This is a genomic window from Nocardia sp. NPDC003693 (assembly GCF_053981095.1).
Map to the genome: position 1 here is coordinate 92,537 of NZ_JBSFNO010000012.1, position 25,137 is coordinate 117,673.

18 protein-coding genes and 2 pseudogenes are annotated in these 25,137 nt (G+C 68.8%); 10 read left to right on the top strand and 10 right to left on the bottom strand.

What is annotated here, in order from left to right; genetic code table 11:
* Window positions 1–120 precede the first annotated feature (120 nt).
* The 3 genes from ACWDOP_RS15895 (at window position 121) to ACWDOP_RS15905 (ending at window position 2,358) form a co-directional block, all read left to right on the top strand.
* Window positions 121–969, top strand: coding sequence for a helix-turn-helix transcriptional regulator (locus tag ACWDOP_RS15895; RefSeq protein WP_456345667.1), 849 nt, complete (start codon window positions 121–123; stop codon window positions 967–969).
* Window positions 970–1,142: 173 nt separating this feature from the next.
* Window positions 1,143–1,922 carry an SDR family NAD(P)-dependent oxidoreductase gene (locus ACWDOP_RS15900; protein WP_456345668.1) on the top strand — a complete coding sequence of 260 codons (780 nt, stop codon included), beginning with the start codon at window positions 1,143–1,145 and terminating at the stop codon, window positions 1,920–1,922.
* Between the two features lie 76 nt (window positions 1,923–1,998).
* Window positions 1,999–2,358 carry a nuclear transport factor 2 family protein gene (locus ACWDOP_RS15905; RefSeq protein WP_456345669.1) on the top strand — a complete coding sequence of 120 codons (360 nt, stop codon included), beginning with the start codon at window positions 1,999–2,001 and terminating at the stop codon, window positions 2,356–2,358.
* 85 nt (window positions 2,359–2,443) lie between these two features.
* Here ACWDOP_RS15905 and ACWDOP_RS15910 read toward each other — a convergent pair whose 3' ends face one another.
* A complete protein-coding gene (locus ACWDOP_RS15910) occupies window positions 2,444–3,214 on the bottom strand; it encodes a hypothetical protein (RefSeq protein WP_456345670.1) in 771 nt (256 codons plus the stop codon).
* A gap of 538 nt (window positions 3,215–3,752) precedes the next feature.
* Here ACWDOP_RS15910 and ACWDOP_RS15915 point away from each other — a divergent pair.
* The gene (locus ACWDOP_RS15915; RefSeq protein ID WP_456345671.1) at window positions 3,753–4,520 is read left to right on the top strand and encodes a DUF1206 domain-containing protein; all 768 of its coding nucleotides are present in this window, start codon (window positions 3,753–3,755) and stop codon (window positions 4,518–4,520) included.
* A gap of 284 nt (window positions 4,521–4,804) precedes the next feature.
* Here the strand turns inward: ACWDOP_RS15915 and uvrA are convergent, their stop codons facing one another.
* Together uvrA and ACWDOP_RS15925 are read right to left on the bottom strand one after the other, a co-directional pair.
* Window positions 4,805–7,846, bottom strand: a complete 3,042-nt coding sequence (uvrA, locus tag ACWDOP_RS15920) for an excinuclease ABC subunit UvrA (protein WP_456345672.1) — start codon at window positions 7,844–7,846, stop codon at window positions 4,805–4,807.
* Between the two features lie 144 nt (window positions 7,847–7,990).
* The gene (locus tag ACWDOP_RS15925; protein WP_456345673.1) at window positions 7,991–8,812 is read right to left on the bottom strand and encodes a sigma 54 modulation/S30EA ribosomal C-terminal domain-containing protein; all 822 of its coding nucleotides are present in this window, start codon (window positions 8,810–8,812) and stop codon (window positions 7,991–7,993) included.
* Window positions 8,813–9,003: 191 nt separating this feature from the next.
* On the opposite strand from ACWDOP_RS15925, the pseudogene ACWDOP_RS15930 reads away from it, so the two are divergent.
* Window positions 9,004–9,420: pseudogene (locus ACWDOP_RS15930) on the top strand (response regulator); the annotation flags it as partial.
* A 138-nt stretch (window positions 9,421–9,558) separates the two neighbouring features.
* The gene (locus ACWDOP_RS15935; RefSeq protein WP_454203818.1) at window positions 9,559–11,292 is read left to right on the top strand and encodes a sensor histidine kinase; all 1,734 of its coding nucleotides are present in this window, start codon (window positions 9,559–9,561) and stop codon (window positions 11,290–11,292) included.
* Between the two features lie 19 nt (window positions 11,293–11,311).
* Here the strand turns inward: ACWDOP_RS15935 and ACWDOP_RS15940 are convergent, their stop codons facing one another.
* Window positions 11,312–12,508: a beta-ketoacyl synthase N-terminal-like domain-containing protein gene (locus tag ACWDOP_RS15940; RefSeq protein WP_456345674.1), complete on the bottom strand. Its 1,197-nt coding sequence runs from the start codon at window positions 12,506–12,508 to the stop codon at window positions 11,312–11,314.
* 175 nt (window positions 12,509–12,683) lie between these two features.
* Between ACWDOP_RS15940 and ACWDOP_RS15945 the strand changes: the two genes are divergently transcribed.
* Both ACWDOP_RS15945 and ACWDOP_RS15950 read left to right on the top strand, forming a co-directional pair.
* Window positions 12,684–14,018 (top strand): diguanylate cyclase domain-containing protein, encoded by a 1,335-nt coding sequence (locus ACWDOP_RS15945; protein ID WP_456345675.1) that lies wholly within the window; start codon window positions 12,684–12,686, stop codon window positions 14,016–14,018.
* A gap of 234 nt (window positions 14,019–14,252) precedes the next feature.
* Entirely contained in the window at window positions 14,253–16,565 is a 2,313-nt protein-coding gene (locus tag ACWDOP_RS15950) for a HelD family protein (RefSeq protein ID WP_456345746.1), read from the top strand.
* A gap of 156 nt (window positions 16,566–16,721) precedes the next feature.
* On the opposite strand, the gene ACWDOP_RS15955 is transcribed toward ACWDOP_RS15950, so the two are convergent.
* The 4 genes from ACWDOP_RS15955 to uvrB all read right to left on the bottom strand — a co-directional run bounded on the left by ACWDOP_RS15955 (window position 16,722) and on the right by uvrB (window position 21,205).
* Entirely contained in the window at window positions 16,722–17,171 is a 450-nt protein-coding gene (locus ACWDOP_RS15955) for a universal stress protein (protein WP_456345676.1), read from the bottom strand.
* 469 nt (window positions 17,172–17,640) lie between these two features.
* Window positions 17,641–18,060, bottom strand: a complete 420-nt coding sequence (locus tag ACWDOP_RS15960) for a DoxX family protein (protein ID WP_354987807.1) — start codon at window positions 18,058–18,060, stop codon at window positions 17,641–17,643.
* A gap of 83 nt (window positions 18,061–18,143) precedes the next feature.
* Entirely contained in the window at window positions 18,144–19,040 is an 897-nt protein-coding gene (locus ACWDOP_RS15965; RefSeq protein WP_456345677.1) for an AraC family transcriptional regulator, read from the bottom strand.
* Window positions 19,037–21,205: an excinuclease ABC subunit UvrB gene (uvrB, locus tag ACWDOP_RS15970; protein WP_454203812.1), complete on the bottom strand. Its 2,169-nt coding sequence runs from the start codon at window positions 21,203–21,205 to the stop codon at window positions 19,037–19,039. The genes ACWDOP_RS15965 and uvrB overlap by 4 nt, the downstream gene beginning before the upstream one ends.
* A gap of 446 nt (window positions 21,206–21,651) precedes the next feature.
* On the opposite strand from uvrB, the gene ACWDOP_RS15975 reads away from it, so the two are divergent.
* Complete coding sequence (locus ACWDOP_RS15975; RefSeq protein ID WP_456345678.1) at window positions 21,652–22,236, top strand: DUF402 domain-containing protein; 585 nt, start codon at window positions 21,652–21,654, stop codon at window positions 22,234–22,236.
* Between the two features lie 80 nt (window positions 22,237–22,316).
* Here ACWDOP_RS15975 and ACWDOP_RS15980 read toward each other — a convergent pair whose 3' ends face one another.
* The gene (locus tag ACWDOP_RS15980) at window positions 22,317–22,760 is read right to left on the bottom strand and encodes a hypothetical protein (protein WP_456345679.1); all 444 of its coding nucleotides are present in this window, start codon (window positions 22,758–22,760) and stop codon (window positions 22,317–22,319) included.
* A 187-nt stretch (window positions 22,761–22,947) separates the two neighbouring features.
* On the opposite strand from ACWDOP_RS15980, the gene ACWDOP_RS15985 reads away from it, so the two are divergent.
* Complete coding sequence (locus ACWDOP_RS15985) at window positions 22,948–23,472, top strand: DUF402 domain-containing protein (RefSeq protein ID WP_454203809.1); 525 nt, start codon at window positions 22,948–22,950, stop codon at window positions 23,470–23,472.
* Window positions 23,473–23,556: 84 nt separating this feature from the next.
* Here the strand turns inward: ACWDOP_RS15985 and coaE are convergent.
* Window positions 23,557–24,489, bottom strand: a pseudogene (gene coaE, locus ACWDOP_RS15990) (dephospho-CoA kinase); the annotation flags it as partial.
* Window positions 24,490–25,137 lie beyond the last annotated feature (648 nt).

A 25,137-nucleotide genomic window follows, 5' to 3' on the forward strand; every position in this document is an offset into this window, starting at 1 on the left:
CAGCAACCCCCTTCCGACAGCGCCCGGCCGGTATCCACCGGCCGGGCGCTGTCGCGTCGCCGGGAGGTCGTGTGCGCGGTGGGCCGGAGTAAGCGCCGGGCCACTATTGTTGCGCCCGATATGGCTGGCACATCGAAGGCGGCGCGCGAGCTGCGCCGGGAACAACTGCGGGACTTCCTGCGCACCCGCCGGTCACGGCTGACGCCCGCCGAGGTCGGGCTGGTCTCGACCGGTACCCGCCGGACGCCGGGGTTGCGGCGCGAAGAGGTCGCGTTGCTCGCGGGGGTGGGTGTCTCCTGGTACACCTGGCTCGAGCAGGGGCGCGACATCAACGTGTCGGCGTCGGTGCTGCGGGCGATCGGGCGGGCGCTGCAACTGGACGACCCCGAGCTGGCGCATCTGTTCACCCTCGCGGGGCTCACTCCCCCGGCCGCGGTGCGTCACGGCTCCGGGCCCGTCGGCCCGGAATTGCGTCGGGTGATCGACGCATGGACAGCGGGGCCGGCGCTGCTGCGCGACCGCTACTGGAACATCCTCGCGATCAACGCCGCCACCCGCGCGGTCTTCGGCTACGACGAGACCGACCACAACTGCCTGATCTCGTTCTTCACCAACGACCGCTACCGGGCCGCGCACCCGCAGTGGGCGGCGATCGCGCCCGCGGTGGTCGCGGCGTTCCGCGCCGACGCCGCGCAGCTGCCCGGTGATCCGGAGTTCGAGCGGGTGATCAGCGACCTGCACACCGCCAGTACGGATTTCGGCGAGATCTGGGCCCGGCACGAGGTAGCCGCACCGCGCCAGGCCGTGAAGGCGATCACCCATCCCGAGGCCGGGGAGCTGCAATTCGACACCACCACGCTGACCCCGGCGGACCACCCGACCTGGTACCTCGAGCTCTACAACCCCCGGCCCGGCACCGGCACCGCCGACCGCCTCGCCACCCTCGCGCTGAGCACGGCTACCGCCTGAGCGGACGGGGCGACAGCGCTTCGTTGTACCGCAGCGTGTTCGGATGTCTGTCGGCACTCAGGCGCGGCGGAGGCTGCGCGGCGCCGGTGCCCGCACGGGCTCAGCCTGGTGGTGGCACACCCGGGATGACCGGACACTGTTTGCCGGCGCGCGGAGCCGCGACCCTGGATGGCATGACAGACAGCACTTCTCGATTCCAGGAACGCGTCGCCCTCGTCACCGGCGGCAGCAGCGGTATGGGGCTCGCGACCGCGCGGCGACTGCTCGCCGAGGGCGCGCGGGTGGTGATCACCGGGCGGGACAAGGCCCGGCTCGACGACGCGGTGGCGGAACTGACGGGGACCGGTGCCGCGGAATCCGTTCTCGCCGTGGCCGGAGACATCGGAAGCAGCGCCGACCGGACCGCGCTGTTCGCGGCGATCGCCGCGCGCTTCGGCAGGCTCGACGTGGTCTTCGCGAACGCCGGGGTCGGTGTGTTCGACCCCGTCGAGGCGGTGACCGAGGAGAACTTCGACCACATCGTCGGGATCAACTTCAAGGGCGTGTATTTCACCGTCCAGCAGGCACTTCCGCTGCTGACCGACGGCGGATCCATCGTCATCAACGCATCGTGGACGCTGCACCGGGGCATCCCCGGCGCGACCGTCTACTCCGCCACCAAGGCCGCCGTCCACAACCTCGCCCACACCCTCGCCGCCGACCTGGCTCCCCGCCGGATCCGGGTGAACTCGGTCAGCCCCGGCTACATCGAAACCCCCATGTTCCACGAGAACGTCTCTCCCACAGCCCATGCCGAGGTGGTCGCGACCGTGGCCGCGGCCCGCCTGGGCACCGCCGACGACGTGGCCGCCGCCGTGGCCTTCCTCGCCTCCCCCGAGGCGTCCTACATCAACGGCCAGGACCTGGTCGTCGACGGCGGCTTGGTGGCCGCGACCCCGGCCGCCATGCTGTAGACGTATCGAAGCCACAGGAGCCCATGCGCTCGAAAAACCCATTGCCGCTCCGGGTTCGAGTGCGCAGGCTCGGGTCGTGCGGTTCACGAGCGACGATCCCGAGATCGAGTATGTCGTGGCGGCCGAGATAGAACTGGCGCAGCGCACGCGGCGCGGCTCCGGGGAAGCGGCCGCCGCCCTGATCCACTCGCAGTTCCGCGAGTTCGGCGCGTCCGGGCGGGTCTGGGACAGGGCGTCGATCCTCGCCCTGATGGATGCGGAGAGCGCGGCGGCTCCCGCGATCGACGACGTCGCGGCGGTTCGGCTGGGCCCCAACGTAATCCAGGTGACCTACCGGACACGCGATTCGAGGGGAACGGCCGCGCGCAGCTCGATCTGGCTCGGGGGCGACGGCGAGTGGAAGATCTACTTCCACCAGGGCACACCCCAGCCATAGGACGGTGCCCCGCGATGACTCCTCCAACAGGGCATGGTGCCGGCCACCGAGTTCGGCGCGGATCACTTCGACGAATCAGGCGGCGCTACAGCTGAATTCCTGACCTCGGGATGGGATCTGTAGCCGAGCCGGTAAGCGGTGGGAAGGTCTTGTCCAGGGACCTGAGCCGGTAAGTGGCGGCGGGGCGAAACCCCCACCACCGGTGGCGCACGGCCGCGGCCCTCGACCGCGGCTGTTCGCCCGAGCGCAGCGCCAGCAGCATCGCGCGCACCGCGTCGGCGCCCACCCACAGGGCCGCGTTCGCGTCGGCCTGGAGATACTCGCCGCGCGCCTCGTTGGCCGACATCGCCCAGTACCCGGCGACCAGCAGCACGAACCCGGGCAGGCCCGCGACCGAGAACACCGACCCCGATGCCACGATCGCACCCGCGGCCAGCGCCAGCACACCGAAGAACGCGATGGCGGGCAGGCCGTTCGCCGTGCGTTCGAACCAGCGGTCCCACGTCGCGGTCCGCGACGGGTAGTCCGCGAGATAGCGCGACCCCAGCCCCGCGCGGGACAGCTCGACCGCCAGCAGTGCGTCCCGCCCCCGCCCGTCCAACTCGGCATACACCTCCGGGTCGACCGAAACATACTTCGGCACAACGCCCACCCACTGATTCCGCAGGATCGGGGTCCGCCGCCGAACGACTTCCACCGCCGTGGCGGTGACCGCGTCGTGCGGGTGCGCCCTCACAACCAGCCGCACCGGCAACGGCGTCGGGTTGATGGAGACGGGCCGGAACACCACGTCCCCGGTGAGCCGAGCCGACCGCGAGTTCGCGTCCGCGCTCAACGCCCCGAGCCCTGGAGACACGGCGGACCTCCCTTTCCATCCCGCACCGAACTTCTTCGCGCGGCAAACGAACAGAGCCGAAGCATACGACCCCGCCCGACAACCCGCCCCCGGACCGACGGTTTGCCTGGCAGGAGGCGTGCGACACCCAGCAGACGATGAAAACGGCCACCCGGCGAATCCGGCTGCGGCTCAGGATCTCCGGCGGCCACTCTCCGGCCGGGCCCGATCCCCACCGCCGTCCTCCCCCGGGTAGGCCTCGCTCCCCACTCGTGCGCCCTACATCCTGCCTCGACAAGGGCGACAGCGACGTGGAACCCGCTGCGGCTAGCGTCCACACGGCTGGTCGCCGGGATCCGTTGCCACGGATCGCGTGCCGCGAACCTGTCACGAAAACCCCCATGGGAAGGGCCGTTACGGACCGGCGCTCGGGGGAACCCTACGTCGCAGCGTGGCGCGTGCGGAACGTCGGCGGGCCCGGGCTCGAGGAGAAAGCGCGTGGTGGGCTATGAACAACCGGGTTCATCGGGAAGTAGCGCGGAGCAGGGTGTTTCAGGTCGTGGCGCGGGCTGGGTTGGTGGCGTACGGGGTCGTGCACCTGCTCGTGGGGTGGGTCTGTGTGCAGATCGCGGTCGGCGACCTCGACGGCGACGGGATCGGGAGGGCGGACAAGACGGGGGCGCTGCAGAGCCTGGCGGAGAACGCCGGGGGCGCGATCGCGCTCTGGCTCATCGCCGGCGGGCTCGGGGTCGCGGCGGTGTGGCAGGTGCTCGAGGCGGTCACCGGCGCGCGGAACAGCCGTAAGGACAAGGCGCTGCGCATCATGAACCTCGGGGAGGCGATCCTGTTCGGGTACCTCGCCTACAGCGCGGCCAAGCTCGCGAAGGGGAAGCCGGCCAACTCCACCGACCAGGCACAACTCGGTCTCGTCGGCGGCCTGCTCGGCAAGGAGTGGGGCAAACCGGTCGTCATCGGCATCGGGCTCGCGATCATCGTCGCCGGACTGTTCATCGCCCACCACGGCTGGACGAAGCGGTTCCGCGCGGAGCAGGACTTCCGCGGCGCGAGCCCGGCCACGGAAAATCTCGTCGTCCGGCTCGGGCAGATCGGACACGCGGCACTCGGCGGCGTGTACGCGGGCGCCGGGGTGCTCGTAGTCGTGGCCGCCGTGCAAAGTCGGCCGGACAAGGCGACCGGGCTGGACGTGGCGCTCAGAACGCTTGCGGCACAGCCGTACGGTGCCGCGCTGCTGGTCGTCGTGGCGGTCGGTCTGGCCGCCTACGCGGCCTTCGCGTTCCTCGACGCCCGGTTCCGCGAGATCGGATAGCCGTCCGCACGGCAACGAACTGCTTCGAAGCTTCCGGACGGACCGAACCACCTGCGGGGTGCCGGATCCGGTCGGCCCGCAAGCCGCACCGCAGGCCCGCCTCGACCGCCGCGGGCAGAAGGCAACGGCAACAGACAACATTTCACCGAATGCCTTGCGAACCAAGGGATTCGAACCGCTCCCTGACCGGTAACACGCACGCGGCAGCCGAGGACAGGTGAGTCGGAGATTCGAACCGTTCCCCGGCCGGGCGACGCACGCCGCAGCCGGGGAACGGGTAACTCTCAGCGCAGCGCCGCCGCCTTGCGACGCGCCGCGGCGGCCTTCTTCGCGGCGGCATCGGCGGGCGCGGCGGTCTTCTTCGCCGCCGTCGACTTCTTCGCGGTCGCCGCCTCGGGCGCGGCCTTCTTCGCCGCCGCCTTCTTGGCCGGCGCCTTCTTCGCCGCCACCGCGCGCGGGGCCGAAGCCGGCGGCGCCTCCAGAACCTCCTTCAGGAACTGCCCGGTGTAGCTGTCGGGCTCGGCCGCGACGTCCTCCGGGGTGCCCTGGGCAATCACCATGCCGCCGCCCGAACCGCCCTCGGGCCCCATGTCGATCACCCAGTCGGAGGTCTTGATGACATCGAGGTTGTGCTCGATCACGATGACCGAATTGCCCTTGTCGACAAGGCCGTTGATGACCTTGAGCAGCTTGCGGATGTCCTCGAAGTGCAGACCCGTGGTCGGCTCGTCCAGGATGTAGACGGTCCGACCGGTCGAGCGCTTCTGCAGCTCGGCGGCCAGCTTCACGCGCTGCGCCTCACCACCGGACAGGGTCGGGGCGGACTGGCCCAGGCGCACGTAGCCGAGACCGACCTCGACCAGGGTCTTGAGGTAGCGGTGGATCGAGGTCACCGGCTCGAAGAACTCCGCGGCCTCCTCGATCGGCATGTCGAGCACCTCGGCGATCGTCTTGCCCTTGTAGTGCACCTCGAGCGTCTCGCGGTTGTACCGCGCACCGCCGCACACCTCGCATGGGACGTACACGTCCGGCAGGAAGTTCATCTCGATCTTCAACGTGCCGTCGCCCGAGCACGCTTCGCAGCGCCCGCCCTTGACGTTGAACGAGAACCGGCCGGGCTGGTAACCGCGCACCTTGGCCTCGGTGGTGGCCGCGAACAGGGTGCGGATCTTGTCGAACACGCCCGTGTAGGTCGCCGGATTCGAGCGCGGCGTGCGGCCGATCGGCGACTGGTCCACCTGCACCAGCTTGTCCAGATGGTCCAAACCGTTGATGCGCGTGTGCCGCCCGGGCACCTGCCGCGCACCGTTGAGCTTGTTGGCCAGCACGGTCGCGAGAATGTCGTTGACCAGCGTCGACTTACCCGAACCGGACACACCCGTCACCGCGGTGAGCACCCCGAGCGGGAAGTTCACCTGAATGTCGCGCAGGTTGTGCTCGACGGCGCCCACCACGGTGAGCTGCTTCTTCCTGTCGATCGGCCGCCGGATGAGCGGGACCTCGATGCGCTCGCGCCCGGAAAGGTAAGCGCCGGTGAGCGATCGCCGATCCTCGAGCAGACCCGGATACGGCCCCGAGTACACCACCTCGCCGCCGTGCTCGCCTGCCAGCGGGCCGATGTCGACCACCCAGTCCGACGCATGGATGGTGTCCTCGTCGTGCTCGACGACGATCAGCGTGTTGCCCAGGCTCTTGAGCCTGGTCAGCGTCTCGATGAGGCGGCGGTTGTCGCGCTGGTGCAGGCCGATGGACGGCTCGTCCAGCACGTACAGCACACCCACCAGACCCGAGCCGATCTGCGTGGCGAGCCGAATGCGCTGCGCCTCACCGCCGGACAGCGTGGCCGCGGCGCGCCCCAGACTCAGATACGCCAGCCCGACATCGAGCAGGAAGCCCAGCCGCGCCTGAATCTCCTTGACCACCTGCGCCGCGATGGCGGCCTGGCGATCGTCCAGGGTCAGCGACAGCAGGAACTCCGCGGCGTCACCGATGGACAGATCGGCGATGTCGGCGATCGACTTGTCCTGCCCGCCCGCGCTCAGGGTGACCGCGAGAATCTCCGGCCGCAGGCGCGCACCGTTGCACACCGGGCACGGGATATCCCGCATGTACCCGTCGTAGTGCTCCTTCATCGCCTCGGACTCGGTGTTCTCCATGCGCCGCTGCAGGAACGGCATCACGCCCTCGAAATCGGCGTAGTACGAACGCTTGCGGCCGTACCGGTTGACGTAGGAGACGTGCACCTGTTCGGAACTGCCCTCCAGCACCGCTTTTCGCGCCTTGGCCGGCAGATCCTGCCAGGCGGTGTCCATGGAGAAGCCGACGGCCTCGGCCAGACCCGACAGCAGACGGGTGAAGTATTCGGCGGTCTGCCCGCGCGACCACGGCGCGATCGCGCCCTCGGCCAGGCTCAACTCCGGATCCGGGACCACCAGATCCGGATCGACCTCCTTGCGGATACCCAGACCCGTGCAATCCGGGCAGGCGCCGTACGGGGAGTTGAAGGAGAACGAGCGCGGTTCCAGATCCTCGATGTCGAGGGGATGCCCGTTCGGGCAGGCCAGGCGCTCGGAGAACCGGCGCTCACGATCGTGGGCGTGCTCGTCGCGATCGACGAAGTCCAGCACGACGATGCCGTCGGCCAGGCGCAGCGCCGTCTCGATCGAGTCGGTGAGGCGCTGCTTGGAGCTGGGCTTGACCGAGAGCCGGTCGACGACCACCTCGACGTCGTGCTTCTCCTGCTTCTTCAGCTTCGGCGGCTCGGTCAGCGGATACACCACGCCGTCGACCCGCACGCGCGAATAGCCCTGCCCGTGCAGCGATTCGAAGAGATCGACGAATTCGCCCTTGCGCGTGCGCACCACGGGCGCGAGCACCTGGAACTTGATGCCCTCGGCCATCGCGAGCACCTGGTCCACGATCTGCTGCGGCGACTGCTTCTCGATCAGATGACCGCAGGTCGGGCAGTGCGGGGTGCCCGCGCGCGCGAACAGCAGGCGCAGGTAGTCGTAGACCTCGGTGATGGTGCCGACCGTGGACCGCGGGTTGCGGTTGGTCGACTTCTGGTCGATGGAGACCGCGGGCGACAGCCCCTCGATGAAATCCACATCCGGTTTGTCCATCTGGCCCAGGAACTGACGCGCGTACGCGGAGAGCGACTCCACGTAGCGGCGCTGGCCCTCGGCGAAGATGGTGTCGAACGCGAGGGACGATTTGCCGGAGCCGGACAACCCGGTGAATACGATGAGGCTGTCACGGGGTAGGTCGAGATCGACCCCTTTGAGGTTGTGTTCCCGTGCTCCGCGCACCGTAAGGCGATCCGCCACCGGCCATCCTTCCAACGTTCGGTATCCAGAATTACCCCCGACGCCATGCTAGGCGTGCCCACCGACAAGTTCTGTCGAGCGGGCTCCGACGCTGGTCAACCGCTGTGTTGGTGTCAAGATTCCCCGGCCGGTCGCGGGCGGTTTTCACCGGTCCGCGATCACCCCGGCCGCGAACCATTCGGTGAGCGCCTCGGTCTGGGTGCGGCGCACGCAGGTGGTGCTGAGCACCCGCGGCTGCAGCCCGCGATCGCGCGGGCGCTCGTCGCTGCCGATCGCCGCGACCAGGGTGAGATCGCCGTCGAACCGGCGGTACAGCAGCCTGCCCCGGCGGGTGTCGGGATCGGTGAAGAACAGGTACGGCAGCCCGCCCAGGCACAACCGCGCCGCGGCCTCGTCCTCGAGCAGCGCCGGCACCACGTCCCGGTACTGGCGCTGGGCCCGCGCGCCCAGCGGCCCACTCCAGCACACGACCGCGTCCGCGCCGGTGTCGGCGTCGGTGTACAGGTAGGCGTCGTAGTCCATGGCGTCCAGCACCAGCGCCGCGTTCGCCGCGGTGGCGACCCGCAGCCGGCAGTCCTTGCGCCGCACGATCGCGCGCGGCTCGCTGACCGCGCCCAGCACCGGCCGCGCCGGATCCGGCCACGGCCGCGACGCGGTCTCCGCCGGACACCCGAGCCGCAGGTCCAGCCGTTCCAGCGCGAAGGTCGTGGCGAATCGCCCCGGCCCGGCGACCTGCACCCGGAACGCCTTCCCCAGCGCCCGGACCGACACCTGCACGAGGGTGGGACCGTCCTCAGCCGCCGGCCAGCGCAGCCGCACCCGCACCTGCCCCTCCAGCCCGTGCCTGCGGAGGATCCGGCCGAGCCCGCGCACCGCCCGCGTCACCTCCGCGGCGGGGACGGGACCGTGCGTGGTCACCACGAAATCCGGATCCACACCACTGGACCACACTTCCGACCCACCCATAGCCGACCACCTTTCCCGTATCCGACCCGGCAACCCGCATTCATGGCATCACGGTCCTCACGACACGAAACAGGGTCGAAAGTCCCCACCGAGATAACAAGTGACCTTCGCCCGTATTCACCTGAGCCATCAGGGGTTACGTTCGAAGAGTCAGTGCGCACCCTGGTTTCACCGAGAGCTCGGAGGCAGCCTTGATCACCGTCTTCCTCGTCACCGCACCGGGAACCGTCCGACGCGGGCTCACCGAAATGCTGGAGCAGGACAACTCGCTCACCGTGGTGGGCGGCGCCGGCGACATCGCCCAGGCGCGCTCGCGAATACCGGCGCTGCGCCCCGACGTCGCGGTGCTGGACGCGCGGCTGCCCGACGGCGACGGCATCGAACTGTGCCGGGAACTGCTGGCGGGCATCGACAAACTGCGCTGCCTGATCCTGGCGTCCTATCCCGACGAGCAGGCCATGATGGCGGCCATGGACGCCGGGGCCAGCGGATACGTGGTCAAGGACATCAAGGGCATGGAATTGGCTTCGGCCATCAGGGAAATCGGCGCCGGGCGCTCGCTGCTGGACAACCGCGCCGGGGCCGCGCTACTGGCCCGCCGGCGCGCGTGGGGAGTCGTCGCGGATACCGCGCGGGCGCCGAAACTCCGTTCGAGACGGTCACGTTCGGCGTAACAACCCGTCGGCAACCCTGCCGAGCGTAGTATCCACCGTGCTGTGTGCGCGCCCGCCGACACCAGGACTACCATGCACGACACCCCTCGCACCGGACCCTATTCGGTACGTGACACGTTGTCGCAGTTGCGATTACGAGAATTGCTCACCGAGGTCAAAGACCGCGTGGAGCAGATCATCGACGCGCGTGATCGCATCGACGGACTGGTCGAGGCCATGCTCGCGGTTACCTCCGGGCTCGACCTGGATCAGACGCTGCGCACCATCGTGCGCGCGGCGACCAGCCTGGTCGACGCCCGGTACGGCGCGCTCGGGGTCCGCGGGCACGACCAGCAGTTCAACCAGTTCATCTATCACGGCATCGACGATCAGACCCGCATGCTCATCGGCGATCTGCCCGAGGGCCACGGCGTGCTCGGCCTGGTGCTGAGCAAGGCCCAGCCGGTCCGGCTGGACGATCTCACCCGCCATCCCGCCTCGGTCGGCTTCCCGCCCGAGCATCCGCCCATGCACACCTTTCTCGGTGTGCCCGTGCGCATTCGCGGCGAGCTGTTCGGAAATCTGTATCTCACCGAGAAATCCGGCGGGCATCCCTTCACCGAGGACGACGAGGTCCTCATGCAGGCCCTGGCGGCCGCGGCCGGTATCGCGGTGGACAACGCCCGGCTGTACGAATCCGCGCGCACCCGCCAGGCCTGGATCGAGGCCACCCGGGACATCGCCACCGAGTTCCTCGCCGACACCGACCCCAATCAGGTGCTCGCGCACGTGGTCGAGCACGCCCGCGAACTCACCGCCTCCCAGCGCGCGCTGCTGGCCGTGGTCGCCGACACCGACACCCCGCCCGAGGAAGTCACCGAACTCGTTGTGGCGCAATGGTCCGGGCCGCCCGCGCGGGCGACCGAACCGGACGCGGCGACCGTGCGCACCGTCGACGCGGCGGTCGGGCAGGCCCTGATCTCGCGCACCCCGCTGCGTTTCGACGACGCCCGGCACATCGATCTCGGCATACCCATCGAGGACATCGGCCCGGCCCTGGTGCTGCCGCTGCACACCCCCGACTCCACCATGGGCGTGCTCATCATCGTGCGCTCGGCCGAATCCGCGCCCTACGCCGACGAAGTGGTGGAACTGATCGCGGCCTTCACCGATCAGGCCGCGGTCGCCATGCAGTTGGCGGTGGCCCAGCGGCGCATGCGCGAACTCGACATCCTGACCGACCGCGATCGCATCGCCCGCGACCTGCACGACCACGTCATCCAGCGACTGTTCGCGATCGGCCTCTCGCTGCAGGGCACCGTGCCGCGCGCCCGCGTCCCCGAGGTGCGCCAGCGCCTGACCGACACCATCAACGATCTGCAGGACGTGGTCGAGGAGATCCGCACCTCGATCTTCGATCTGCACGGCGGCAACGGGCACAGCACCCGGTTGCGCCAGCGCATCGAACGCGCGGTCAAGCAGCAGACCACCGACAGCGAGATCCGCGCGCTCATGCACGTCACCGGACCGCTCTCGGTGGTCGAGCCCGGGCTCGCCGATCACGCCGAGGCGGTCGTGCGCGAGGCGGTCAGCAACGCGGTGCGGCATTCGGGAGCCACCACCATCACCATCGACATCGGGGTGGCGGACGATCTGACCATCGTGGTGGCCGACAACGGGTGCGGCATCGCCGACGACATCACCCCCAGCGGGCTCACCAATCTCGCCACCCGGGCCGAGGAATCCGGGGGCAGGCTCGCGGTCTATCCGCGCCGCGACGGCGAGGAGACCGGCACCAAACTGCACTGGTCCGTGCCGCTGCACTGACCGGTCGCGGGTCGTCGCGTCAGCCGACGGGCCCGAGCACCAGCGCCGAATTGTGCCCGCCCATACCGAGCGAGGTCTTGAGGGTGATGCCGTCGGTGCCCACGGCCACGCCATCCAGCAGCCGCGGATGCGCGGGCGCCACGATCGGGGACGAGACCACCAGGCCGCGTTCGTACCCCAGGGCGATCGCCGCCACCTCCACGCCGGCGGCCGCGCCCTGGCAGTGCCCGGTCAGCGGTTTCGTCGCGCACACCAGCGGCCGATCCGCGAACATGTCGGCCAGCAGGGCCGTTTCGGCGTCGTCGCACTGCCGGGTGCCCGACCCGTGCGCGTTCAGATAGGCGACTTCCTCGGGCCGCACATCGGCCCGGGCCAGCGCGCGCCGCACGCAGTCGAAGATCTGTTCGTGGCCGGGTTCCACCGACACCACGTGGTAGCCGTCGTTCGACATCGCCCCGCCCAGGACCGCGGCGTAGGGCCGATCGGCCGCGCGGGTCACCACGAACGCGGTCGCGGCCTCGCCCATGCTGAAGCCGCGGCTGCCCTGCTGGAAGGGCCGGCACGCGCTGAGCGGTTCGTCGTCGGTGACCGCCGCGCCCAGGGCCACGAAGTGCTCGACCATGTCCGGGGTCGCGGACAGATCGGTGGCGACCACGATCACATCATCGGCGAAACCCTGTGCCAGCCACAGTTGCGCGGTGATCACCGCGACGTTGGCCGAGGAGCACGCGGCCGAGACGTTCATGGACGGGCCGTGAAAACCGAACTCCTGCATGAGCATCGACACCGGTGTCGAGGGGAGTAATCGCATGTAGTCGCGAGAGCGTCGTCTGCCGCCGTCGACCAGGTAGAAATCTCGCCATTCGGACACATCCCCCAGCACGATGGCGTGCAGGAGACCGACCGTCCCGCCCGGCCGCCAGCCCCGCGCCGTCGCGTCGGCCACGGCCTCGCGCACCGACTGCTGCGCGGCCCGCGCGTAGCGACTCGGACCCAATTCCGGGTCACCGCCGTCCGGCACGCGGGCAACCCAACCGTGCCTATCGCGTTCGGGGCCGTACCCTGGAAAGAGCCGAGCGGCGGGCTTACCGCTCAGCAAACCTTCCCACAGAGCTTCACGACCCCAGCCGTACCCGGTCACCGCACCGATTCCGGCGATGGTCATATGATCTTGGTGCTGTTCTTCGGTATTCGGGTCGGGGATGGTGCCAGCCATGAGCATCGCTCCTTCCAGAGCCGGTGCCTGTAATGATCGTCAAACGCAGCCCGATGCTGTGCTGGACTGTGATTGATTCAATACAGGTCGGCAGGGTGTCGCAGCAACCTCGCCGACAACATAATGGTGCCGGGCTCCATCGACGCTTCACAACGACGATCAGGGGGTGCAAGAGGTGGCGGGTAACGATCGGGCAACCGCTCCGACCGATGCCGAACAGTTGGCCCAGCGGTACCGGACCCTGGTGGAATACAGCCCCGACGCGGTGGTCGTCCACGAGCGCGGGACCATCGTCTACGCCAATCCGGCCACCGTGCGACTGCTCGCCGCCCAGACCACCGACGAGATAGTCGGCCAGCCCATTACCCGGTTCGTCCATCCGGCCTCGCTCACGCCGATGCTCGAGCGCATTCGCACCCTCACCATCGCCGGCACCGCCTCGGTACCCGCCGAGATGACACTGCTGCGCATGGACGGCCGCACCGTGGACGTGGAAACCGTCTCGGTGCTCACCGCCTGGCACGAACACCTCGCCTACCAGGTGGTCCTGCACGATCTGACCCCGCAGCGCGCCGCCGAGGCCGCGCAGGAACGCGCCGAACAGTTCTTCGCCACGGTCGTCTCCCAGCTCGAGGAGGGTGTGGTCGTGATCGACCGGGACGGCCGCATCGAATCGGCCAACCCGGCCGCGCGCCGCATCTTCGGCTACGACGCCGACGATCTCATCGGCACCCGCATCGACGACATCCCGCTCGCGCTGCTCGATGCCAACGCCCAGCCTATGCCGCAGTCCTGGTACCCCGTCATGCGGACCCTGGCCACCGGGGAGACCGTGACCCGCTTCGTGTTCGGCGTCGACCGCCCGGACGGGCAGCGCCGCTGGCTCTCGGCCAGCAGCCGGCTGCTCAATCCGGAGGACCCCAACTCCGCGGCCGTGTCCTCCTTCAACGACATCACCGAATTCCGGGCCAGCCGAAGGCAATTGGAGTACCAGGCCACCCACGACCCGCTGACCGGGCTGGCCAACCGCGCGCTGGTGCTGTCCCGGCTCGCCGCGGCCCTGGGCACCAGCGAGGATCTGCCGGTGTCCACGGTGCTGTTCATCGACCTGGACGGCTTCAAGGCCATCAACGACACGCTCGGGCACGCCATCGGCGACACCGTGCTGCAGATCGTGGCCCAGCGGCTCCAGCGCGGACTGCGCTCGGACGACATCGTCGGCCGCATCGGCGGCGACGAGTTCCTGGTGCTGCTGTCCGGGCGCACCCTGGGCGAGGACCTGGAAACCCTGGTCACGCGGCTGCGCACCACCATGGCCGAACCCATCATCGCGCGCGGGCACCGCATCCAGGTCAACGCCTCGATCGGCATCACCCCGCTGCACCCGGGTGACGGGCGCACCCCCGAGGCCGTGCTGCACGACGCCGACATCGCCATGTACCGGGCCAAACCGCCGGGCCACCGGGAGAGCGCGCTGAGCAGGCGCAGTGACTCCACGCACGCGTCCTGAGCCACTCGGCGCGCCCCGGCCGGCCGATCGCGTCGCGTCACGACCGGACCGTCATATCCCGCCACGACCGGGCGGTACGGCGCGCCGGGCGAACGCGAACTAGACTCGACAACTCTGTTCTCGATGGTGCGCGCGCCCTGCCCGGCGACCGGTGTGGTGACAAGGAGTTCCGTTTTGCCCGACCTCACGCAGGAGCGATCCGTTTCCGGATCCGGTGCCGAACCCACGGCCGACCTGGAACGCGAACAGCGGCACCTGACCCTGCTGTACGAACGGCTCGACGGCATGCGCGAATACGCCCAGCGCCGCCTGCGCACCGTGCTGCTCGAGACCGGCGGCACCCCGCAGGCCCGCAGCGAACGCGAGTCGTTCACCCAGCTCTACTCCGAGGACCTATCGAAGTACGACGCCGCCGAGCACGGATTGTGTTTCGGGCGAATCGATCTGGCCGAGAGCGCCGACGGGGACCCGGCCGCCGGCAACGGTGACGGCCAGGCGGGCGCCGACGGCGAGGGTGAGCGCCGCTACATCGGCCGCATCGGCATCCTGGACGAGGAATCCGACTACGAGACCCTGCTGCTGGACTGGCGCGCGCCCATGGCGCGGCCGTTCTACCTGGCGACCACCGCCGCCCCGGACGGGGTGACCCGGCGCAGGCACATTCGCTCGCGCAATCGCAAGGTCACCGCGGTCAACGACGAGTACCTGGACCTCGAGGCCGCGCGCCGGGACGGCGTGATCGACGGCGACGGCGGCGTCGGCAGCGAGAGCGCGCTGCTGTCCGCGCTCAACGCCGCCCGCACCGGCCACATGAACGACATCGTGGAAACCATCCAGAGCGAACAGGATTCGATCATTCGCTCCGAGCACAAGAGCGTGCTCGTGGTGCAGGGCGGGCCCGGCACCGGCAAGACCGCGGTGGCGCTGCACCGCGCCGCCTACCTGCTCTACACCTACCGCCAGCAGCTGGACAAGGCCGGCGTGCTCATCATCGGGCCGAACTCGACCTTCCTGGACTACATCGGCCAGGTGCTGCCCTCGCTGGGCGAGACCGGCGTGCTGCTGTCCACCATCGGCAACCTGTACCCGGGAGTGCGCGCGACACTGCAGGATTCGCTGCGCGCCGGTGAGCTCAAGGGCTCGCTCGACATGATCGAGGTGCTCAAGAAGGCGGTCCGCGACTGGCAGGAGGTGCCGCGCCAACCGATCCGCCTGCACTTCGACGGCCGCGAACTGACCCTGGACCGCCGCGTCGCCACCAAGGCGCGCGGGCGCGCCCGCTCCTCGCGGCGGCCGCACAACCTGGCCCGGCCCATCTTCGCCGCCGGTGTCGTGGACGCGCTCACCGATCAGCTGGCCCAGCTCATCGGCGCCGACCCGCTCGGCGGGCGAAACCTGTTGAGCCAGGCCGACCTCACCGAGATCCGCGACGAGATGCGCGCCGACGCCGAGATCCAGCGCGCCATCGCCGGGCTGTGGCCGCTGCTCACCCCGCAGGACGTGCTCGGCGGACTCTGGGCCGATGCCCGCCGCCTGAACAACGCCGCCGGTGACCTCGGCGCCGAGGACCGCGCCGAACTCCGGCGCCCCGACAACGGCGAGTTCTCCGACGCCGACGCGCCCCTGCTGGACGAGCTGGCCGAACTGCTCGGCATCGACGACAGCGAGGAGCGCGAACGCTCGCGCCGCCGCTGGCGCGCCCAGCTCGCCGAGGCCCAGGACGCGCTGGACATCCTGACCGGTTCCGCGCCACAGGATCTCGAGGACGACCTCGATCCCGAACTGCTCATGGCCTACGACCTCATCGACGCGAGCCAGCTCGCCGAACGCCAGCAGGTCCGCACCAGCCAGACCACCGCCGAGCGCGCGGCCGGGGACCGGACCTGGACCTACGGGCACGTCATCGTCGATGAGGCGCAGGAACTCTCGGAGATGGCGTGGCGAATGGTCATGCGCCGCATCCCCAACCGCTGGATCACCGCTGTCGGCGACGTGGCCCAGACCGGCGACCCGGCCGGCGCGGCGTCCTGGCAGCAGGTGCTCGAACCGTATGTGGCCAAACGCTGGAAGCTCACCGAGCTGACCGTGAACTACCGGACCCCCGCCGAGATCATGGCCATCGCCGCCGACGTGCTGGCCGAGATCGACCCGGGCATGGCGATCCCGCGCTCGATCCGCGAATCCGGTTTCACCCCCGCCGCCCACCGCGTGGCCGCCGGCGGTGTGGCCGCCGAGGTGGCCCGGCATGTCGCGGCCGAGGCCGCGCATCCGGGCACCACCGCGATCATCGTGCCGCACGATCTGGCCCCGGAACTGGCTGACCTGGCCGATGATTCGGCGCGCGTCATGACCGTGCACGACGTCAAGGGCCTGGAGTTCGACGCGGTGATCCTGGTCGAGCCGCAGCGCCTGCTGGCCGAGTCCCCGCGCGGGATGAACGATCTCTACGTGGCCCTGACCCGTGCCACCCAGCGCCTGACGGTCGTGCACACCGCCGACCTGCCGCCGGTGCTGGGCAGGCTCTCGGACACCGGAACCACCGCCTGACAACGGGGGTCCGGCACCCGAAGTCGCGGGACACGCGCACACCGGGCCGGCGACCGCCCGCGCTCGCGAACGGCGCCGCGGCGGTCCGGCCCCGCCGACGCGAGAGCGGCCGTGACCAATTGGTCACGGCCGCTCCGGTATCGGGAGTCCGGGGACTCAGCGCACGGTGTGCACGATCAGCACATCGCTGCGCGATTTGCGCGCCACGTCCGACGGCACGGAGCCGAGCAGACGACCCGCGAGGGTGTTGAGGCCGCGGTTGCCGACCACGAGCAGATCGGCGTCCACCTCCTTGAGCAGGTGCAGCAGCGACTCGACGGGTTCGCCGACCACCGCCTTCTCCACGATGTTCGCGGCGCCCGCGGCGGCGGCGCGATCCCGGGCCACGCGCAGGATCTCGCTCGTCGGCGCGGAACCGCGGACCTGGTAGGCCTCTTCCTTGAGTACGTCGGCGGCCGCGGCGATGTCGCGGTCGTCGGTCGGGTAGTAGGCGCAGGCGATGTACAACGTCGAGCCCTCGCCGGCCAGCGCCGCAGCCCGCTCGACGGCGACATACGACGAGTCCGAGCCATCGGTACCGACGACGATCGTCCGGTAGGCGGTCATTCTCTCCTCCAAGTACAAGGGTCGGGGCCGCGACGCCCGCGTGCTGCGGATGAGTCGGCGGCGACTGCGCCTGACAATAGCGGCATATCCGACGGAAATTTTCGATATGGCAACACATCACACTCGCGTGCCGCATCGGGCGCAGCACACATTCCGCACGCGGTTACCGAACGAACCCCGGCTACCTGCGAATTTCCAATGCCCCTCGGGAGACGGCGTAAAACGTCAACCCTATTGCGCCCCTGGGATATTGGTCACAAGCGGCGTTTCTACCCGGAATCGGCGGGATGAAACGGTCCGGCCCATCCGGCGCTCGGCACGCACCGGATGGGCCGGAAATACAACCGCTACCCACTCACCGCTGGTGATAGTCGGCCCAGAACCAGCCGAGAATCACGCTCATGATGTTCATGCGCTCCTCTTCGTTGTGGCCGATCACAATGACGCGCAATACTAGCGCGCCGATCGGTCAGAGGTTGAAAAGCGGTCCGGTGAGCGTCAATCCGAGGCAGTGGCCCGCCGCGGAGAAGAAGGCGAAGAGCATGAGCGCCGCGCCGGCGAGTGCGACGTCCTTGTTGAAGCTGATCATCTCGGTCTGCTTCGCCTCGGGATCGGTCTCCTTCCAGAACGGGTGCATGAGGAAGGCCGTCGGCAGCAGGAAGATCACCAGCAGCAGCGCGCCGAGATCGGCCCAGACGCCGAACAACACGCTCAACCCGCCGACCAGCAGCAGCACACCCGAGCCGATGACCGCGAGCTTGGGCGAGGGCACCCCGCGGAACTGCGCGTACTGCGCCATCGCGTCGGCTTTGGTGAGGTGGCCCATCGCTGAGCCCAGGAACAACGCGGCGAACAGGATCCGCCCGATCAATACCAGCACATCCACCATGGCTCACTCCTCGGTTGATCGACTTTATGCCATTAGGTGACATGGCAACCAACTGGCTGTGCGATTTCCTTATTCCCAATATCTCAGGACAGGAGCGCGGAGCGGGCGTATTCCAGGGGAGAAATTCCGATCTCCTGCCCGAACTCGCGGGAAAAGTGCGCCTGATCGAAGTAGCCCAGGTCGAGCGCCAGCGCGGCCAGGTCCGAGGTGCGGCCCTGCGCCAGCAGATGCGCGCCGTCCTGCAGCCGATAGCGGCGCAGCACCGCCTTCGGGCCGGCCCCCACGTAGCGGCGGAACAGCCGCTGCAGGGTGCGGGCCGGGATGTCGAAACGCGCGGTGACCTGGTCGACCCGGGTGAGCGCGCGGTCGCCGGCCATGGCGTCGATGATCTCCAGGACCTGGCGGTACGGCGCGTCGTCGGTGACCGCGCGCCGGTCGGCGATCTCGGCCAGGAAGTCCTCCACCAGCGTGCGGCGCCGCTCGAGCGAGGTGGCCGCCAGCACCGCGTCGGTCAGGCCCGCCGCCTCCGGGAAGACCTCGGTCAGGGGCACCGCCCGATCGCGCAGCGCCCCCACGTCCATACCCGTGAACGCGCCGAAACCGCCCGCCAGGAACTTCACCCCGAAAGCCTCGCCCGCCCCGGCCAATTCGCGCACGTACTTGGTGGTCCAGACCCCGGAGACGAACCCGCCGCGCCGCTCGTGGGTGTGCTCGAAGGTCACGTTCACCGCCGGGAACGGCAGCACCTCGGCGTAGTACGGCTCGAGCCCGCGCCGATCCCAGCGCACCGACCAGTACCACTCGACGTAGCGGGACACCCGCTCCCCCGCGGCGAGCCGGGCGTGATTGTTGACCGCCGCCTGCTCCCGCGGTCGCAGAATGCCCTTCGCGGATTCCGGCGGCGGCACCGCCCGCGGGCCGACGGCCGCCGGGAAGTGCTTGCTCCCCACCGGATCCGGGGCCCGCGATTCGGCGTTCACTGCAGCCCGGCGGCGTCCATCCCGCGCAGTTCCTTCTTCAGGTCGGCGATCTCGTCGCGCAACCGGCCCGCGAGCTCGAACTGCAGTTCGCGGGCGGCGTTCATCATCTGCGCGGTCATATCCTTGACCAGATCGGCGAGTTCGGCGCGGGGCATGGCCTTGATATCGCGGCCCTCGTACACCCCCGCGCTGACCGCGCGGCCGGGCTCGCCCTGTGCCCGGCGGCCACGGCTGGAGTTCCGGCCCGACCCACCGATCTCGACGGCCTCGGAATCCTCGGCCTCGCGATAGACGGTGTCGAGGATGTCGGCGATCTTCTTGCGCAGCGGCTTGGGATCGATGCCGCGTTCCTCGTTGTACGCGATCTGCTTCGCGCGCCGGCGTTCGGTCTCGCTGATCGCGTGCTGCATCGAATCGGTGATCTTGTCCGCGTACATGTGCACCTCGCCGGACACATTGCGGGCCGCGCGGCCGATCGTCTGGATCAGGCTGGTGCCGCTGCGCAGGAACCCCTCCTTGTCGGCGTCCAGGATCGCGACCAGTGACACCTCGGGCAGGTCCAGGCCCTCGCGCAGCAGGTTGATGCCGATCAGGACGTCGTACTCGCCGAGCCGCAACTGCCGCAGCAACTCCACGCGGCGCAGCGTGTCGATCTCCGAGTGCAGATAGCGCACCCGGATACCGAGCCCGAGCAGATAGTCGGTGAGATCCTCGGACATCTTCTTGGTCAGGGTGGTGACCAGGACGCGCTCGTCGCGCTCGGTCCGCTGGCGGATCTCGTGCACCAGATCGTCGATCTGCCCCTTGGTCGGCTTGACCACCACGTGCGGGTCGACCAGGCCGGTCGGGCGAATGACCTGCTCGACGAATTCGCCGCCGCTCTGGCCCAATTCGTATTTACCCGGGGTCGCCGACAGATAGACGGTCTGCCCGATGCGGTCGGCGAATTCCTCCCAGGTAAGCGGGCGGTTGTCGACCGCGGACGGCAGCCGGAAACCGAATTCCACCAGATTCCGTTTACGCGACATATCGCCCTCGTACATGCTGCCGATCTGCGGCACCGTCACGTGCGATTCGTCGATGACGAGCAGGAAATCATCGGGGAAGTAATCGATGAGCGTCGCCGGTGCGGTACCCGCGCCGCGACCGTCGATATGCCGCGAATAATTCTCGATGCCGGAACAGAACCCGACCTGCCTGATCATTTCCAGGTCGTATTGGGTACGCATGCGCAAACGCTGCGCTTCCAGAAGTTTGCCCTGCTTCTCCAATTCGGCGAGCCGCTGCTCGAGTTCGGTCTCGATATCGGCGACGGCGCGTTCCATCCGCTCGGGCCCCGCGACATAGTGGGTCGCCGGGAAGATGCGGACCATATCCACCTTGCGCACCACATCGCCGGTGAGCGGGTGCAGGTAATACAGCGCCTCGATCTCGTCACCGAAGAACTCGATGCGGATCGCCAGCTCCTCGTACGAGGGAATGATCTCGACGGTGTCGCCGCGCACGCGGAAACTGCCGCGCGTGAAGGACATGTCGTTGCGGGTGTACTGCACGTCGACCAGCAGCCGCAGCAGTTTGTCGCGATCGACCTCGGAACCGACGTCGAGTTGCACCGAGCGATCGAGGTAGGACTGCGGGGTGCCCAGGCCGTAGATGCACGACACCGACGCGACCACCACCACGTCGCGGCGCGAGAGCAGGCTCGAGGTCGCCGAATGCCGCAGCCGCTCGACGTCGTCGTTGATCGAGCTGTCCTTCTCGATGTAGGTATCGGTCTGCGCGATGTACGCCTCGGGCTGGTAGTAGTCGTAGTACGAGACGAAGTACTCGACGGCGTTGTTCGGCAGCATCTCGCGCAGCTCGTTCGCCAACTGCGCGGCCAGGGTCTTGTTCGGCGCCATCACCAGGGTCGGGCGCTGCAGCTTCTCGATGAGCCAGGCCGTGGTGGCCGACTTACCGGTACCGGTGGCGCCCAGCAGCACCACATCGCGCTCACCCGAGTTGATGCGCTTCTCGAGTTCGGCGATGGCGGCGGGCTGGTCACCGGCGGGTTTGTGTTCGGAGACCACCTGGAACCGGCCTTCGGTCCGCTCGATATCGCCGATGGGCCGATGTTCGGAGTGTGCCAGCGGCCGATCTTCCGGGATCTCGGTTGCGAAAGCCATGTTCACCAGCCTAGAGCCCCCCACCGACACACTGTCCCGCCTCTCCGCGTCTTTGGCGCACGGCCTGGGAGCCGTTGGCCGTTGGGGACGCGTGACTCGGGTGGGAGAAGACACAATTTTGGGCGTGCCCCCGGAGTTACCCCGATCCTTGCGAAATCAGGCATTGCTTGCGGGTGGGGGCTTTGCGGGGATGGCATTGCTTGTCGTTGGGGTTTGCGGGGGTGGGGATTGGTTGGGGGTGGGGGGTTGATTACCTTCGGGTGGGTGGGGGTTTGTATTGACTTGGGGTTCGGGTTGGATGTCTGAAATGTGTGGTCTCACAACGGAGTTCGAGGTGAGTTCCGGAATTGTTGCGCTCGGATTCCGGTCTTCTCACGGGGGTTGCGGCGGGGGGCGGCGGGCGTAACCTGGTCTGGTTCCGGCAGGTCGAGACGAGGCGAGGCGAGATGACCAGTCTGCAAACGCCACAGGGGAATTCCACCAACGGGTCGGGTCCCCGGGGAGCGAGACGTGTCCCGCCCGGTGCGCCGGCGCACCGGCCCAGACTCGAGTTCTTCAATCTCGCGCACCTGTCCTGGACCGATCACCACGGCTACGTGCACCCGGTCGAGCGGCTGCACGCCGAGCCGTGGGGGCTGTACATGGAACGGATCGTGGACAATCCGCGGTACCGGTACATCGAATCCTGGCTGCTGCCGGATCTTTCGCTGCGGGCCACGGTCTATCACCTGCGCCCGGGCCACGATCGCGGCCAGACCTACCACCTCGACATCGGGGACTACGGCCCGATCGGACCCAAACGATGGCGGGCCGAGGGGCACTACCTGCACGTGGTGGCCCGGCCGGGCCGGGAACCCGAACTGCTCGGCATCGACGAACTGCTGACCGCGCACGCGGCGGGGTACTTCGACACCGCGCACACCCACCGGGTCATCGAACAGGCCACGCGGGTGGTGGACGGCATCGCGGCGCACGGCCACGACGTGAACCGCTGGTTCGGGGCGCGGGGCCTCCGGCTCACCTGGCTCTGACCGGGTGGCGGCAGCGAAAAGCCACCCGGCTCGGCGAGTCCGTGCTCGGGTGGCTTTCGATCTGTCGGTCCGCGTGGGGCCTAGCCCGCCGACAGGCTCGGCAGCAGATCGCCGAGGCCGCCGCTACCGCTGGCGCCGCAGCCGAGGCTGCCGGTGCCGGTGCCGGCGGCCACCTGGACGGTGATCGAGTCGCTGATCAGCAGCTGCCGCGCCTCGATCTTGTGGGCGCCCGCGGAGTCCGGGGTCCACTTGATGGTCACCTTGTTGCTGAGCAACGACGGCGAGACCGGGCTGCCCGGAATGTCCTTGCCGTTGTCGGTGAACTTCACCGACGAGAGACGGTCGACCTCGACCGAGGCGGTCACGGTGTAGCTGCAACCGGCCTTGTGGTTGGACCCGGAGACCGCAACATCCCCGACCCAGGCGCTGGCCTGCGGCGCGGTGAGAATGACGGTGCAAGCCATCGCACCGAAGGCCGTGACGCCAACCCCGGCCCGGCGAGCACGGACGCTCTGAGAATTCATGCGTAGTACTTCCCTTTGGTTGAACTCCCCCACGTCAACGTGGGTAGCCGCACCGTAACGGAAGGTGGTGTTTCACATTGGCTTTTTCAGGAAAATTTCCCGGGAAATTGCTGATCTCACGGTATCGACCCGCGATTCGACCACACTTCCGCTGGACGCCGAACCCCCGACGCGCGATGCTGTTCGCATGACCCAGGCGCCCACCGTAGACCTGCACCGACCGAAGGTGGAGTACTTCAACGTCGATGAGCTCACCAATATCGACCCGAAGGGCTTCGTCCGCCACGTCGAGCGCTATCACGCCGAACCCTGGGGACTTTACATGGCACGCCCCTCGGACCATCCGGAGTTCCACTACATCGAATCCTGGCTGCTGCCACGGTTGTCCATTCGCGCCACGATCTTCCATTTCACTCCCGGAAACCTGCGCGATCAGGACTACTACATCGATATCGGCGAGTTCGTCCGGGTGAGCCCGCAGAAGTGGACCTCGGTGGATCACTACCTCGATCTGGTGGTGCGCACCGGGCGCGAGGTCGAACTCCTCGACGTCGACGAACTGCTGGCCGCGCACGCCGCCGGCTACGTGGAGCTCGGGCAGGCCCAGCGCGCCATCGAGTCCGCCACCGCCGCCATCGACGGCATCGCCGCGCACGGGCACAGCTTCGAGGGCTGGCTCGAATCCGAGGGCATCACGCTGACCTGGAAGTAGCGCGGCCGATCACGGCGCGGGGGCGAAGCGAGCAGCGCACCCGCGCCGTCGTGCTGTCCGGTGCTAATCCCGCGGGGCCAGCACCACATTCACCGCGCGGCCCGGATCCGCGTTGCCGTGCACGAGCTCGTTCGCATCGGCCGGTACGCCGGGCGCGGCCGGAAAACCCGCGTCCGCCAGCCGATCCCGCAGTCCGGCGGCGGTCGCGGCGTCCGCGACCGTCACCCGCAGGTCCAGGATGTCCTCGGCGGGCTTGCCCGGCACCGCCGTCGGGCCGACGTGCTCGATGCGCTCGGCCGCGGCACCGCACGCCACGTGCAGGCGCGCGATGAGCCGCTGCGCCTGGGCGGGCCACTCCGGATTCGCGGGCACCACCGGCGATTCCGCCGGCCGCGGCGCCGGGGTCCGGGCGCGCAGATTCCGTTCGAAGGGCACCAGTCGCTCGTCCCAGAGCCGGTGCACCTCGGCCCCGATGACGCCGTCGGCGCCGTTGTTGTCCAGCAGCACGTCCGCCGCGGCCCGGCGCTGAGCGTCGGTGGCCTGTGCGGCGATGCGAGCCCGGGCGTCGGCCTCGTCGATGCCGCGGAACTCCACCAGGCGGCGCACCCTGGTCTCCTGCTCGGCGTCGACCACCAGGACCAGGTTCATGAAGGGCCCGAGCCCGTTCTCCACCAGCAGCGGAATGTCCTGCACCACAATGGCGTCCGCCGGCGCGGCGGCGATCAGCGCGGTGGTGCGCTGCCCGACCAGCGGATGGGTGATGCCGTTGAGGGTGGCGCGGGCCTCGTCGCTGGCAAAAGCCTTGGCGGCCAAGGCGGGCCGGTCCAGGCTGCCGTCCGCGGCGAGGATCTCGTCCCCGAACGCGGCGACGAGGGCGGCCAGGCCCTCGGTCCCCGGGGCCACCACCTCGCGCGCGATGACATCACTATCCACGAGCACCGCACCGCGTTCGACGAGGATGCGGGCGACGGTGGATTTGCCCGCTCCCATGCCTCCGGTGAGACCGATTCGCAACATCGGATCAGTCTCGCATCCGCTCGAATACGCCGATCCGGCACCCCTCACCTGCCGGAAGTACGGAATACCCATTCACTCCCCGAATTTCACTATCAATCGTCCATATTGCCCATTCCGTGATAATCGCGAGACCAACTCGCAACTTTTCCGGCGAATTCGGCGCGATCGGCGACAACATTCCGACACGCCGGTGCGAATGTCACGCAAAATACGGTGTCGGACACTTTTGTTCGGCTAAGGTTCGCCGCAGGCGATCGCAGGCCGGTTCACGCAAGAGAAGGAATATCATTGGGCACCAGAAACATCCAGGCGGGTCGCCACCGTCTGGGACTGCCGGGCATGATGCACTGCATCGAGATCCCCGCGGTCAGGGCAGCGCTTGCCGAGCACCGTCGCACGTGGTTCTCCACCCTGATAAATCCCGCCCGGCACAGTTTCGCGGCCATGCGAAAACGCTCCGCTGCGGCGGCGAATCGCTGGGTACCGGCAACCGCCGGCTGAAACACATTTCCGCCGTGGCCCAGATCCTTTGGACTGGGCCACCTTTGTGTGCGGGCATTCCACCGTCCGAATAGCTGCCGTCTATCAATAGGCGGCAGCTCTAATTCGCGTACCCGAATTCGATGGGCCGATTCGCATGCGCAATTC